A 13,483-nucleotide genomic window follows, 5' to 3' on the forward strand; every position below is an offset into this window, starting at 1 on the left:
TATGTATCATTATTTGAAAAAATCACTTGTAGTAGTTGCAACAGGATTGTCTGTTCTAACATTGGCAGCTTGCTCTGCTGGTGAGAAAGGATCAGAAGACACTGTAAAGGTTGGCATTTTGCAGTATATGGAACACGATTCACTTTCAGCAGCGCGTGAAGGATTTGTCGCTGAATTGGAAAAGAATGGTTACAAAGAAGGGGAGAAAATTACCATTGATTATCAAAACTCACAAGGAGATCAAGCCAATCTTCAAACGATTTCTGAGCAATTAGTTGGGAAAAATGACCTTGTCTTAGCCATTGCAACCCCAGCAGCTCAGAGCTTGGCAACTGCATCAACAGAAGTACCCATCTTATTTACAGCTGTGACAGATCCGGTTTCTGCTGATTTGGTAGATTCAATGGAAAAACCAGGTGGAAACTTGACTGGAACCAGTGACCAAGCACCGATTGATAAGCAGGTTGAATTGTTAGGACAGGCTGTTCCAGATGCCAAAACAGTCGGCATCTTGTATACAACCAGTGAGCGAAACTCAGAGGTACAAGTAGAAGAAGCGGAAGTTTTGTTGAAAAAAGCAGGTTACACAGTTGTTTTAAAGGGAATTTCTTCCACTAATGATGTGCAAGATGCAGCAACTAGTTTGATGAAAGATGTGGATGTTGTCTTTGTTCCGACTGACAATACAGTGGCTTCAACCATGACCATGATTGGTGAATTGTCTGTTGAATACAAGGTTCCTGTTATTGGTGGATCAACCGATATGGTAGATGCTGGAGGGCTCTTAACATACGGTACAAACTATGAAGCCTTGGGCCGTCAAACAGCAAAAATGGCGATCAAGGTCTTAGAAGGAAAAGCTCCAGCTGAAGTGGCTGTTGAAGTTCCAGAAACCGTTGACTTGCATGTTAATAAAGACATGGCGGAAAAACTGGGCATCGATGTATCGAGCTTATCTGTTTCAAAATAAAAAGTAACTGAACACATGTGTTCAAAGGAGTAAATTGTGGATTTAGTATTATCAAGTTTATCGCAGGGCTTATTGTGGTCAATCATGGCGATTGGTGTTTATTTAACTTATCGAATTTTGGATATTGCAGATTTGACAGCAGAGGGGGCTTATCCCTTAGGAGCTGCCATTTGTGCGACAGCTATTGTGAGTGGTGTCAATCCACTTGTTGCAACTCTGTTAGGTTTTATTGGTGGCATGGGGGCTGGATTGGTATCTGGTCTCTTGCATACCAAATTAAAAATTCCAGCTCTGTTAACAGGGATTGTTACTTTAACAGGGCTCTATTCTATCAATTTGAAAGTATTGGGTAAAGCCAATGTTGCTCTTCTTCGCCAAACAACCTTAGTGACTCAACTGCAAGGTTTGGGACTATCTAAAACCAATGCTGTATTGGTGATTGGAGCAGTCTTTGTAGTAGTTGTGATTGCTGTTTTAACGTTGTTAATGAAGACCCAGGTTGGTCTTGCTCTTCGATCAACCGGAGACAATATTCCTATGAGTGAAGCCAATGGGATCAATGTAGACAAGATGAAAATTTATGGATACATGTTATCCAATGGCTTGATTGCCTTATGTGGTGCTCTTTTGACACAGAATAATGGTTATGCGGATTTGAATTCTGGTACGGGTACGATTGTAATCGGCTTGGCTTCTGTGATTATTGCAGAAGTGATTTTGAAGAATTTGAGCATTGGCAAGCGCCTAGCATCAGTTGTATTAGGGTCTGTGCTCTATCGATTGATTATTTTAGCGATTCTTGAAATTCCTGGTATGGATGCAGATTTGGTGAAATTGTTCTCAGCGATCTTATTGGCTGTGGTACTCTTTGTACCCGAATTGCAAAAAAAGTTAGGCATTCGTCCACTTGCAGGCACAAAACAGAAAGGATAGGTCAGAAAAGATGAGTACAATTTTATCTATTGAATCCATTCACAAAACCTTCGAAGCAGGTACCATCAATGAAAACCATGTTTTAAGAGGTTTAACGTTGGAAGTGGAAGAGGGAGATTTCATCTCGATTATTGGTGGCAATGGTGCAGGTAAATCAACCTTGATGAATTCCTTGGCAGGAACACTAACAGTGGATGAGGGAGAGATTCTCTTGGATGGCCAGTCCATCAAACAGGTTCCAGCAGCCAAGCGTGCTAAGGACATTAGCCGTGTTTTCCAAGATCCAAAGATGGGAACAGCGTCTCGCTTGACCATTGAAGAAAACATGGCTATCGCCTACCGACGTGGGAAGTCGAGAGGACTTAGCTGGGGAGTAAAAGATAGTGAACGACAAGTCTTTGTTGAATCTCTAAAGGAACTGGGACTGGGACTTGAAAATCGTCTTAAAGTAGACACGCAATTCCTATCTGGTGGGCAACGTCAAGCTTTGACACTTTTGATGGCGTCGTTGGTAAAACCAAATGTCTTACTGTTGGATGAACATACAGCGGCACTTGATCCAAAAACCAGTGATATGGTCATGGAATTAACGAAGAAAATTGTGGAGAGCCACCAATTAACAACCCTCATGATTACCCATAATATGGAAAATGCCATTGAGTATGGAAATCGTTTGGTAATGCTTCACCAAGGTCAAATTGTGGTGGATGTGCGAGGAGAAGAAAAGAAAAACCTCACTGTACCACAATTGATGGAACTATTTCATAAAAATAGCGGGCAAGTTCTAGCCAGTGATGAATTGATTTTAAGCTAATTATAAAAAGGAAAAAGACAATTTTGTCTTTCCCTTTTTTTATACAATATCGCTTAAAGTCGTCTGTGTTCCAATGAAATCAATAAAATGATGAAGGCATTCTGGAAGTGGCTTGTTATTTCGGTATGCTGCATAGTAAATGCGAGAATTTTTAATGCTATCAATCTCAATAATATCAATATCTGGGATACTGGTTAAAAAATCAAGTCTTGGCATGATAGCTAGTCCAAATCCTTGGGAAACCAATCCAGCAACTGTTTCATCTTCACTGACTTCAAAAGCAATTTGTGGACGTTCTTTTTCCTTCTCAAAAATACCCTCTACAACAGGTCGAATGCCACTTCGTTTTGAAAACCAAACCTGAGGATAATCTAAGGTATCTTGAATGGTCACATTATCCAGTTCGCTTAGAGGATGGTGTTTTGGAACAACTAGCACCATGTCTTGTACGAAAATGGGAATGAAAGAGATAGTTGGATAATGGTCCATTTTAGAGCAAAAAGCGACATCGTACTGATCGGTAATGAGCCCTTCAAGCATGTCGACAGACATACCGCTATCATTATGAAAATCAAAGTGGACATTGGCTTTTGGAAAATGTTCCATGTATTCACGTACTAAATTTGGAACAGCCTTCCGTCCCAATACTCGTAAAAGCGTCAAATGAATAACTGGTTTATTGGCGTGTTTCTTTTGTAGTCTTTCAATGCCTTTATCTAGGATGGCAAGTGAAGATTGAACAGTTGTGTAAAACTCTTTTCCCTGATGGGTTAGCACAATATTGCGTCCTTGTTTGCTAAAAAGAGGGACTTGTAGCTCCTCTTCTAAGGTCGAGATGGCATGGCTTAGCGTGGGTTGGGTGATATGTAGTTTTTTAGCCGCTTCTGTATAGTGTTCCAAATCTGCCAGCACGATAAAATAGCGGAGATGTTGTAAATTCATGGTTGGTCTCCTTATCAATCTTTTCTTTGATTATACCATGATTGATAGAAATTATCTATCAATACTTGTGAAATTTTTAATTTGTTTTTATGAAATCACTAGATTATAATTGTAATTGTAGAAAGTGAAAAAAGTAACAAACTAGGAGGACGGGACGATGTCTAAACTTTCACCAATTACTATTAGTTCATGGACCCTTGGAGATCAATGTCGATTTGAAGACCGAGTAAAGGCTGCCAAAGAAGCAGGATATGAAGCGATTGGTCTTCGGGCTGAAACCTATGTCGATGCCTTACAAGAAGGCTTAACAGATCAAGGTATTCTAGCTATCCTTGAAAAATACGATATCATCGTTTCAGAGGTCGAATACATTGTTCAATGGGCTGAGGAAAATCGTAGTTATGAACAAAAATACAAGGAGCAAATCTGTTTCCATATGTGTGATTTGTTCAATGTTGGCCATATCAACTGTGGTTTGATGGAGAATTATTCCGTTGAGTACACAGCCCAAAAACTAAAAGAGCTCTGCGCGCGTGCAGGACATCGTATTATCGGTGTTGAACCAATGCCTTATTCAGGTCTTCCAACCTTTGATAAAGCCTTTGCTGTTGTGAAAGCCTCTGGAGCTGATAATGCCATGTTGATTTTGGATACTTGGCACTGGGTAAGGGCGGATCAACCGTATCGTGCATTGACAAAGGAAGAAGCTGACAAAGTGATTTCTATTCAAGTTAATGATGCTTATGAGCGTCCATATGCCTTTTCAATCTTACGTGACGAATCGATGCATGATCGTTTGGCGCCAGGAACTGGTGCCAAAGATACAGCTGGCTTCCTTCGTATGGTCAAAGAAGCAGGGATTGAACCAAAAGTCATAGGTGTGGAAGTTATCTCTGATGAGATTCTAGACCGTGGTTTGGAGGAAGCTGCAGCTCATACCTTTGATAATACAGTCAAAGTATTAGAAGAAGTGTGGCCAGAACAGCTACCTTCTCGTTAACAGATAGAAAACAAATCGCTATCGTGGTATACTAAAAAATGATAAAAGGAGAAATCATGTCAGACAAATGGTTAGGTCTTGAAGGAAAAGTTGCTGCTGTAACAGGAGCAGTCGGAGGTATGGGACGGACTATCGTCCAAGAATTTGCAAAACAAGGGGCAAATGTTATCCTTATGGATATTCGTGAAGATGCCCTTGCAGAATATGCAGAAGAAATTGCAGCAGAATATGGGGTAAAAACTTTAGCAGTCAAAACCAATTCAACTTCAGAAGAAGAAGTAGACAATGCGGTTGCCAAAGCCGTTGAAACTTTTGGTCAAGTGGATATTTTGGTCAATACGGCAGCGATGTTACGTGCCTGTCCATTGGAAGACCTTCCTTTAGAGGAATGGCGTCAAACAGTTGATATTAACTTAACAGGTTATTTCTTGGTATCCCAACGCTTTGGTCGCCAGTTTATCAAACAAGGCAAAGGAACCATGGTGCATATCTCAACGATTGCTTCTGTCTTTCCAGAAACTTATTCTGCAGCTTACAGTTCGACAAAAGCGGGTGTTAACATGATGTCTCGTCAAATAGCCGCAGAGTGGGGACAATTTGGAGTTCGTTCCAACTGTATCCAACCGTGTTTTGTAAAAACACCACTTTCAGAAAGTTTTTATGCGGATCCTGTTGTTGAAGAAGGACGCAAGGCCTTAACTGCCAATAAACGGATCGGAAATACCATGGATATTGCAAATGCAGTAATGTATTTGGCTAGTGATCGCTCTGATTACACCAATGGCCATGAATTACGTGTAGAAGGTGGATTTGGCATCATGATGGGTGACCAAACGCCAAAACCAGGTGGCCGTCGTGAGTTTGCGGTTAAAGAGCACGAAGCTTATCTTGCTCGGATCAATGGTAATCAATAAGAGTGGCTAAAAATCCGTCAGGCAATATGAAAGGAATTTAGGAAACGATGTTTAAAAACAATAAATACAACTTCACAGCTTTCTTGTTGTGGATGGCTTACTTCTGTCACGGTATGCAGGCGATGACTGTCTCGCAAAATGCTGCCTTATTTACTGAAAAATGGGGATTGGATCCTAAAACAGCAGCAGCGGACATCATGGCAGTAGTGGCATGGACAGGAATTGGTAAAATTTCCTTCTTGGTTTTCTCTGGACCGTTATCAGATAAAATTGGTCGGAAACCTGTTGCTGTAACTGGTTTGATCGGTTACGCTATTATGTTTGGTGCCTTCTTGGTAGCAGGAGATATGGGAACGGCTAAAGTTCTTGCCTTTATTGGTGGAGCAATGACATCACTCTTTGATGGATCAATGAACCCAGCCCTCTTTGAAATGTACCCAGAAAACAAGTCGACGGCGTCTGTATTAGGGAAAACCTTTATCTCAGTATCGTCCATCTTGTACCCACTCTTTGTAGCCTTTTTGGCATCTAGTACTTTGCCAGCTAGCCTTGGGATTTGGTTGCCATTTGTACTTAGTGTCTTGGTCTTGATTGGTGCCTTGTTTGCTCCATTCCCTGATTTGGACGTACAAAAAGCAGAAGGGTTAAAACCTGCACAAGCTATTAAAGCCTTGGAACAACGCCAGGCAGTCGCTACTCAAACGACAGCGTCTGCTGAGACAAACAATCATAGTAATCGTGCGAAATTCATTATTGATGGGACTATCTTGTCCTTGTTTGCCTTGAGCATTTACTCAAACTTCTACCTGTTCCAACAAGTATCCAAAATCTATGCAGGAACAGTATTAAAAATGAGTGAAGGAGCAGCCGCCTCTGTAACCTCTCTTTACCAATTGGGTGGCTTGGTTGCAACTATTTTCTTCTCCTTCTTGATGGCAAAAGGTGTTCGTGACGTAGCCATTCTTGTGATTGCACCAGTTTTCTCTGGATTAGCAGGACTCTTGGTTTATTTTGCACCATCTGCAACTACCTTAACGATTGCCGGAATTGTCGTTGGTTTCTGTGCGGCTGGTGGTCTTCTTCAAATGGGGAACGGTGTCTTGAACCAATTCTTTACTTCAAATAAAGGTTTTAATACAACTGTCTACTACTTTGTTATGGCCCTTGGATCATACATTGTTCCAAAAGCGGCATCAGTTTTGCTAGCAGCGAAAGAAGTTAATGGTGAATTAACTTATCCAAACGCACCGATTATCTTACTTTTTATCGCTGCGACTGGTCTCTTATCAGCAGCCTTGATGGCCTTTGTAGGAACTCGTTACAGCCACATCTTCGGTGTATCGATTTTCTCAAACTCTAAATCAGCTAAATAATTTTTTACTAAATGGATTGACTATGGCAAAGCTATAGTCTCCATTTGTTGTTCATATCGGAAGGGAGATTCGCCTGTGAAGAAACAAAATTATGTACCAACCATTAGTAGTTTGTATATCAACTATGTCTTTCAGGGGATTGCTGCGATTATTGTATCGCAAAATATGACTATTTTGAGAGAGCAGTGGCAAGCCAGCTTAAGTCAAGTAACCTTGGTGTTGAGTGCGATTGGTTTAGGAAGAATCTTGAGCATCAATACAGCAGGCTTTCTTTCGGACAAGTTAGGTCGGAAATTAGCTGTTGCACTGGGCGGATTGTCCTATATTATCTTCTTCTTGGGTTTATTGTATTCTCCTAATTACCAAGTTGCCTTTGTAGTGTCGATTTTTGCTGGATTTGGAAATGCCTTTCTCGATACAGCAACCTATCCGGTTGTGGTAGAAGCATTCGATAATCCATCACGCAATAGTGCTCTTAGTGTATTAAATAAGGCATTTATCTCCATGGGGCAATTTGTTTTTCCGATTATCACACGTTTTATTTTAAATAATGACATTTACTTTGGTTGGACATTTTTAGTCTCTGCAGCTTGTATGTTGCTGAATCTCTTATTGGTTTTAAGATTACCTTTCCCTAAGGTTTCAAATGGTAGGAGTATCCAAGGAACAAAAATTGAACAGACAGGGACAACTTACCAGCCGACTGGTTCTCGTTTTCGGATTGAAGGTATGGCCTTGATGGTCTTTTCGTTTATCTCTGTTTCCCTCTTTAATGTCTTCATTACTTGGATTCCAACCTTTGCTCAAAAATCCTTGTATATGAAAGAGGCTGACAGTTTAGTAATGGTGAGTGCGTATAGTATCTTTTCCTTTATTTCAGTCTTTCTGACATCTTTCATCGTCAATAGAGGGATCAATGTCCCACGTTTTATGATGTTCTGTACAACGATCACGGGAACAGCCCTTGCTATTATGCTTCTTGTTCCAAATTATGCAACTGTCTTTTTTGCAACTTTTTCAGTTGGATGCTTTGCTGCAGGAGGGATTTGGCAACTAGGACTTGCTGTTCTATTGGAGTTTTTCCCGTTCAAACGTGGCCTTATTACAAGTTATTATTCCTTAGCAACATCGATTTCCGTTATGGGAATTCCTTATTTAACAGGATTACTGGCGGAAAAAAATATTAATTATGTTTTCATCTTAGTGGTGATTCTGGCTTTTGTAGGAACAACTGCTCTCAGTATTGTGAATAAAAGCTATCAAAAATTAGTTTACAAACAATCATATAGTTAAATAGAAAAAATAGAAAGAGGTTTCTCATGGCAGAACGTTTATCTGGTCATACTTTACTTGTTAGCTTAATTGCTACTCCAATTCGTCATTCCCTATCGCCAAAAATGCATAACGAAGCCTATGCAAAACTGGGTTTGGATTATGCTTACTTGGCTTTTGAGGTCGGACAAGAAGAATTAGCAGACGCTGTTCAGGGCATTCGTGCTTTGGGCATTCGCGGTTCCAATGTTTCCATGCCAAACAAACAAGCTATTATTCCGCTTTTGGATGAAATTGACCCGGTCGTGGAATTAACAGGTGCAGTCAATACTGTTGTGAATGTGGATGGTACAGGACATCTGAAAGGCTATTGTACAGACGGTACTGGTGCAGTTCGTGCACTTGCAGCAGAAGGGGTAGAAGTCAAAGACCAAATCATCACAATTGCTGGTGCAGGTGGTGCTGGTACAGCTATTGAAGCGCAATTGGCACTTGATGGGGCAAAAGAAATTCGTATTTTCAATATTGATGACCACTGCTTCCAAAATGCCGAAACCATTGCTGAGAAAATCAATGCCAAAACGGATGCGAAAGCAACTGTTCATCGTTTGGAGAACAAGGAAGAATTTTATGCATCTATCGCAGAAAGTTCCATTTACATTGATGCGACAGGTGTTGGAATGAAACCGTTGGAAGACGAGTGTTTGATTGATGATCCAGCTGTGATTCGTCCTGACTTGGTAGTCTTTGATGTTGTTTACAGCCCTCTAGAAACAAAATTATTAGCATTTGCAAAAGAACATGGTGCGAAAAAAGCCATCAATGGTATCGGAATGATGTTGTATCAAGGTGCAGAAGCCTTCAAATTGCATACAGGTCACGACATGCCAGTTGACTACATTCGCGATACATTCTTTAGCGATGCAAACTAAAAAAGAGAGGATGTCCTCTCTTTTTCTCTCGGAAAAATAGAAAGTAGGAATCTTATGTCTGAGCGCTTATCAGGACAGACCCAACTCTTGGCCTTGATGGCTACTCCGATTCGCCACAGTTTGTCACCAACCATGTACAATGAAACTTATGCAACTTTGGGCTTGGATTTGGCCTATCTAGCTTTTGAAGTTGGGCAAGAGGAGTTGGCAGATGCTGTTCAAGCAGTTCGTGCACTCGGAATTCTCGGTGGCAATGTTTCAATGCCCAATAAACAGGCTATTTTACCTTATTTAGACGAATTGTCCCCAGAGGCGCAGTTGATTGGAGCGGTCAATACCTTTACCAATAAGGATGGGAAAGGCCATCTTGTAGGATACAATACAGATGGGCTTGGAGCCATACGGGCCTTGGAAGCAGAGGGAGTTTCTGTAGCCAACCAAATCATTACCTTGGCTGGGATTGGTGGAGCAGGAACTGCGATTGCTGTACAAGCTGCATTAGATGGAGCAAAGGAAATTCGCATCTTTAACTTAAAGGATCGAGCTTTTGAGACTGCTAAATCGATTATTGAACGGTTGCAAACAGAAACCAATTGCCAAGTGAGTTTACATGATTTATCAGATACAGACCTTTTTTACCAATCGATTGGTGAAAGTAGTATCTACATTGATGCGACTGGTATTGGAATGAAACCATTTGAGGATCAAAAGCTAATTCAGGATCCTGCTGTTATTCGACCTGATTTGGTTATTTTTGATGTGGTCTATAAACCAGCTGAAACAGAACTGCTCAAATTTGCCCGCAAACATGGTTGCCAAAAAGCTTTCAATGGTTTAAGTATGATGCTCTATCAAGGAGCCGAAGCCTTTTACTTGCATACAGGAAAAGAGATGCCGGTGGATACTATCCGAAATCTCTTGTTTGAAAAGGAATCTCGTTGAGATTTCTTTTTTTGCGGAAGCCTTTTCAAAGAAAACAACCAAATAATTGATATAAAATATCTATGGAAAAACACTGAAAAAATTCATAAAACAACTTTGTGAATAGTGTATCAAACTATGGTGAAATTAGGATATAAAAAATAGATAGGAGCAATGTATGAGATATACAGCATTTCCAGGTTATGAAGACCACTTGTACAGCAATCTTGCTGAGGTGACAGATACTGTATTGAAGCACAAAGAAGCCCAAGGTAAAGCCATGATGGCCTATGAGCTGCCTGATGGAATGACTATGGAGGATCAGTGGATTCCAGGTCCAGAAGAAGGACAAGAATTACAGATTCGCGTCTTTACACCTGCAAATTTACCAAACAAAGCTCCGATGATTTTAGATATACATGGTGGCGGATTTGTGGCTGGCACGGTTGCTTTTGACAACGCCCGTTGTATTGCCTTGGCAGAACGGGTTCCTGCAATTGTAGTCGCTGTTGAATACCGTCTTTGTGGCAAAACGGGCTTGGACTACAGGGCTCCGCTTGCGGATTGCTATACTGCCTACAAGTACATGCAGCAGCATGCAGATGATTTTGGTGGAGATGGTGAGCGTATCGGGCTTCATGGATCCAGTGCAGGGGGAACTTTGGCAGAAGGCTTAGCACTCTATCTTCGTGATAATAATGAGCAAACCCCAGCTTTGACTGTTTTAAACTGCCCAACCTTTGATACAGCTATTGAGGAGACCATTTCCTTTCAACAAATGATGGACTTTAAGATGGGACCAAACAACAAGGCGCTAGGCTCAGAAGCTGCATTCTTAGGCGGTTATAATGGCCAGTTTCCATCTTACTACGCTTTTCCAAATCTCTGTCATGATATCGGAGGACTTGGTCCAACCATGATCATTGCTGCAGAATACGATACCTTGAGAGATAGTGTTCTTGATTATGCGAGACGCCTCTTACGAGCAGGTGTACCATGTGAAATCTTCCAAGCGCCTAGAGTGGGACATACTTTTACAGCCGCCCCGCATCCCTATACAGATTTTGTACACGAGATGATGGCTTGGTCCTTCAAACGTGAGTTTGGTCTATTGGATACTTTGAAAAAATAAGGAATAGAAAGAGGAGATGAACTGATGAGTCCAGCTATACTTGCCTTGATCATGCTCTTGATTGTCGTGATCTTTATCTTATTCGAAAAACAATTAAAGGTACCAATGAACTTTGTCTTGTTTACGGTGCCCGTTATCTTTAGCTTTTTGATGGGCTATAATTTACAGGAAACCAGTGGTTTTATTCTAAACCAATTGAGTACCCTGATGAACCAAACAGGTTACATGCTCTTGTTCGGTTTAATTTATTTTGTCATGTTGACGGAGACAGGGATGTTTGATGTCATGGTCAATACGGTGATGAAATGGATCGGCAATCGTCTAAATGTTTTGGGTGTCATGATTTTAACCAGTGTCTTAGGGGGAATTGCCTACCTAACGGCCAATATGTCGACCACCTACTTGATTGTCTTTCCAATTGTTATTCCTCTCTATAAAAAATTTAAGATCAACCGGGATTTCGCCTTTATCATTTGCCAAACAGCAGTAGCGGCCATGTGTTGGTTGCCATGGGGAATTGGTGTCGTGATGTCGGCTACTATGGCTGGGACCAATGCTGAAACCTTGGCAGCAGCTTCGATTCCTTGGGGATTGTGTTTCATTCCAGCTATTCTCTTGCAATATGCCTATTTTGCATGGCGGCATAAAAAAGAACATGGGACTTTAGGTTTGCCAACTCAAGATACGACTGTTGAGGGGGAAGAAGCGGCTGTTCAGGAAAAAGAATTCGCACGCCATGATCTTTTCTGGGTCAACTTTATTGTCTTCCTACTCGTCATTGTGGCCTTGGCCATCTTCAAGGTTCCTTCTTATATGGTCTTTGTGGCTGCCTCAATGGTAACCGCCATGATCAACTACCCAAAGAACTTTGGACAAATTTGGAACAAGGCTGGTATGACCTTCTTTAATGTCTTAATCATGTTATTGGCTATTTGTTTCTACTTGGCGATTTTCAACGCTGCACCAGAAGATGACAGCAAATTGTCTATGGTGGCGTCATTAGCGCAATTATTGGAAAGTGTCTTCCCGACCTTCCTCTTAAAATATATGCACATTATTTTCCTGATCTTGGCTGTGCCGATTATTTATTTCGTGCCGTATCAGTTGTATAATGCCCTTTATCCGCTCTTTATTTCAGTTGGGGCAGCCTTTGGCTTGTCACCGATTGCCGTGATTGCTCCTTTTGTTTGTAATTTGGCCTTAGCAACTAGTGTAACACCAATGAACTCAGCGACCTTTGTAGGATGTTCTTTAATCGAAAAAGAAGTGACACCTTACACACGTCATGCTGCACCCATTATGTTTGTGACCAATTTGGTAGTGATATTGACAGCTATTGTATTTGGGGTTTTGCATTTTTAATAAAAGAGTTGAGTAAGCCCAACTCTTTTTCTTTGTGAAAGAATTCATAAATTTTATCTATCAATTCTCCGAAAATTATTCATTGGATTTCTATGTTCCTTCTGTGTTAAAATTTTAGTGAATAAAATCACAAAAAGGAAACAAAGACATGGAAAAACAAACTGTAACTGTCGGTAACGTCATTTTTGGCCAAGGAAGACCAAACATTATTGTTCCCCTTGTTGGAAAAACAGAAGAAGAAATTCTTGCAGCAGCTAGCCAAGCCAAGGAATTGGATTGTGATGTCATTGAATGGCGGATTGATTTCTACCAAGATGTGGAGAATCCGAAACAAGTAGCTGCCTTGTCTCATCAAGTCGCAACAGCTGCAGGAAAACCAGTTTTGGTGACCTTCCGTACGGCCAAAGAAGGTGGCGTTAGAGATCTCTCAGATGAGTTGTACTTTGACATTTATACCACGGTATTGGAAGAAGGAAAAGCAGATTTAATCGATGTTGAGCTCTTCATGCCAGAAGCCGAAGTAGCTAGTCTCATTGCCTTGGCAAAAGACAAGGGTGTTAAAGTAGTCATGTGCAATCACGATTTTGATGCAACACCTGCAAAAGAGGAGATTGTTAGTCGCTTAAAACGGATGGAAGAAAAAGAGGCAGATATTTGCAAGATTGCGGTTATGCCACAATCCAAACAGGATGTTCTAACATTATTATCTGCAACGGCTGAAGCCTATGACAGTATTGCCCAACCCTTGATTACCATGTCCATGGGAGCGCTTGGGATGGTTAGCCGGGTGAGCGGTGAAGTCTTTGGTTCATCAGCAACTTTTGGAGCGGCAGCTAAAGCTTCTGCACCGGGACAAGTTCCAGTAGGGGAACTCCGTTCTATCTTATCAACTTTAAAATTAGCAAACGAGGAATAAAA

13 protein-coding genes are annotated in these 13,483 nt (G+C 41.0%); 12 read left to right on the forward strand and 1 reads right to left on the reverse strand.

What is annotated here, in order from left to right:
• Position 1: 1 nt before the first annotated feature.
• The 3 genes from ACVR1I_RS03325 to ACVR1I_RS03335 are packed head-to-tail and all read left to right on the forward strand — an operon-like array spanning position 2 to position 2,717.
• A complete protein-coding gene (locus ACVR1I_RS03325) occupies positions 2–970 on the forward strand; it encodes an ABC transporter substrate binding protein (protein WP_447442624.1) in 969 nt (322 codons plus the stop codon).
• A 36-nt stretch (positions 971–1,006) separates the two neighbouring features.
• A complete protein-coding gene (locus tag ACVR1I_RS03330; protein WP_447442625.1) occupies positions 1,007–1,903 on the forward strand; it encodes an ABC transporter permease in 897 nt (298 codons plus the stop codon).
• A gap of 10 nt (positions 1,904–1,913) precedes the next feature.
• A complete protein-coding gene (locus ACVR1I_RS03335) occupies positions 1,914–2,717 on the forward strand; it encodes an ABC transporter ATP-binding protein (RefSeq protein WP_447442626.1) in 804 nt (267 codons plus the stop codon).
• A 39-nt stretch (positions 2,718–2,756) separates the two neighbouring features.
• Here ACVR1I_RS03335 and ACVR1I_RS03340 read toward each other — a convergent pair whose 3' ends face one another.
• Positions 2,757–3,659 (reverse strand): LysR family transcriptional regulator, encoded by a 903-nt coding sequence (locus tag ACVR1I_RS03340; protein ID WP_447442627.1) that lies wholly within the window; start codon positions 3,657–3,659, stop codon positions 2,757–2,759.
• A gap of 157 nt (positions 3,660–3,816) precedes the next feature.
• On the opposite strand from ACVR1I_RS03340, the gene ACVR1I_RS03345 reads away from it, so the two are divergent.
• From ACVR1I_RS03345 to aroD, 9 genes are all read left to right on the forward strand, one after another.
• On the forward strand, positions 3,817–4,659 hold the full coding sequence (locus ACVR1I_RS03345) for a sugar phosphate isomerase/epimerase family protein (RefSeq protein WP_447442628.1): 843 nt from the start codon (positions 3,817–3,819) through the stop codon (positions 4,657–4,659).
• 56 nt (positions 4,660–4,715) lie between these two features.
• Positions 4,716–5,573, forward strand: a complete 858-nt coding sequence (locus ACVR1I_RS03350) for an SDR family NAD(P)-dependent oxidoreductase (protein WP_447442629.1) — start codon at positions 4,716–4,718, stop codon at positions 5,571–5,573.
• A gap of 47 nt (positions 5,574–5,620) precedes the next feature.
• Positions 5,621–6,946, forward strand: coding sequence for an MFS transporter (locus ACVR1I_RS03355; protein WP_447442630.1), 1,326 nt, complete (start codon positions 5,621–5,623; stop codon positions 6,944–6,946).
• 75 nt (positions 6,947–7,021) lie between these two features.
• A complete protein-coding gene (locus ACVR1I_RS03360; protein ID WP_447442631.1) occupies positions 7,022–8,239 on the forward strand; it encodes an MFS transporter in 1,218 nt (405 codons plus the stop codon).
• A 26-nt stretch (positions 8,240–8,265) separates the two neighbouring features.
• The gene (locus tag ACVR1I_RS03365) at positions 8,266–9,150 is read left to right on the forward strand and encodes a quinate/shikimate dehydrogenase (RefSeq protein WP_447442632.1); all 885 of its coding nucleotides are present in this window, start codon (positions 8,266–8,268) and stop codon (positions 9,148–9,150) included.
• A gap of 54 nt (positions 9,151–9,204) precedes the next feature.
• A complete protein-coding gene (locus ACVR1I_RS03370; protein WP_447442633.1) occupies positions 9,205–10,092 on the forward strand; it encodes a quinate/shikimate dehydrogenase in 888 nt (295 codons plus the stop codon).
• A 292-nt stretch (positions 10,093–10,384) separates the two neighbouring features.
• The gene (locus ACVR1I_RS03375) at positions 10,385–11,203 is read left to right on the forward strand and encodes an alpha/beta hydrolase (protein ID WP_447443004.1); all 819 of its coding nucleotides are present in this window, start codon (positions 10,385–10,387) and stop codon (positions 11,201–11,203) included.
• A 24-nt stretch (positions 11,204–11,227) separates the two neighbouring features.
• Positions 11,228–12,565 (forward strand): citrate:H+ symporter, encoded by a 1,338-nt coding sequence (locus ACVR1I_RS03380; RefSeq protein ID WP_447442634.1) that lies wholly within the window; start codon positions 11,228–11,230, stop codon positions 12,563–12,565.
• A gap of 148 nt (positions 12,566–12,713) precedes the next feature.
• A complete protein-coding gene (gene aroD / locus ACVR1I_RS03385) occupies positions 12,714–13,481 on the forward strand; it encodes a type I 3-dehydroquinate dehydratase (protein WP_447442635.1) in 768 nt (255 codons plus the stop codon).
• Positions 13,482–13,483 lie beyond the last annotated feature (2 nt).

This window comes from Streptococcus cameli (assembly GCF_053207365.1).